The 923-nt window shown below is 65.8% G+C and carries 2 protein-coding genes; both read left to right on the forward strand.

What is annotated here, in order from left to right:
* The coding region (gene purS / locus A4V12_RS27135) for a phosphoribosylformylglycinamidine synthase subunit PurS (protein WP_064072079.1) at positions 1 to 231 on the forward strand (231 nt) is incomplete at its 5' end.
* Positions 228 to 908 (forward strand): phosphoribosylformylglycinamidine synthase subunit PurQ, encoded by a 681-nt coding sequence (gene purQ, locus A4V12_RS27140; protein WP_064072080.1) that lies wholly within the window; start codon positions 228 to 230, stop codon positions 906 to 908. The genes purS and purQ, both read left to right, overlap by 4 nt.
* Positions 909 to 923: the final 15 nt, after the last annotated feature.

Raw genomic sequence — 923 nt, forward strand, 5'->3', positions numbered from 1 at the left:
GTCGACGTCATGCTCAAGCCGGAGATCCTCGACCCGCAGGGCCAGGCGGTGCAGCGCGCACTGCCCCGCCTGGGTTTCGAGGGGATCGCCGACGTTCGTCAGGGGAAGCGTTTCGAGCTGGATGTGGAGGGTCCGGTCGATGAGGCCGTGCTCGCTCGTATCCGTGAGATGGCTGAGACGTTCCTCGCCAACACCGTGATCGAGGACTTCGTCGTGAGGGTGGAGTCGTGACCGCTCGGATCGGGGTGGTGACCTTCCCCGGGACGCTGGACGACACCGACGCGCTGCGTGCGGTCCGGTTGGCGGGGGCCGAGCCGGTGCCGTTGTGGCACCGGGACGAGGATCTGAGGCAGGTCGACGCTGTCGTGCTGCCGGGTGGGTTCTCCTACGGTGATTACCTGCGTGCGGGTGCGATCTCCCGGTTCTCGCCGGTGATGGGCACGGTCGTGGAGCAGGCGCGGGCGGGTATGCCGGTGCTGGGTATCTGCAACGGTTTCCAGGTGCTGACGGAGTCGCATCTGCTGCCGGGTGCGATGCTGCGGAACAATCATCTGCACTTCATCTGCCGTGATCAGAAGCTGCGGGTGGAGAACGCGGGGACGGCCTGGACGGCTGATTACGAGCAGGGCCAGGAGATCCACATTCCGCTGAAGAACATCGACGGCCGGTACGTGGCCGATGAGCGGACGCTGGATGAGCTGGAGGGTGAGGGCCGTGTGGTGTTCCGGTACCTCGACTTCAACCCGAATGGTTCGCTGCGGGACATCGCCGGTATCACCAACGCCGCGGGCAACGTGGTGGGTCTGATGCCGCACCCGGAGCACGCCGTGGAGCCGCTGGTCGGCACGGGCCGTACCGACGGGCTCGGTTTCTTCACCTCGATCCTCAAGAAGCTGGTCAACATCTGATGAGCCTCGACACCG

The organism is Streptomyces noursei (assembly GCF_001646665.1).
Taxonomy (GTDB): domain Bacteria; phylum Actinomycetota; class Actinomycetes; order Streptomycetales; family Streptomycetaceae; genus Streptomyces; species Streptomyces lavendulocolor.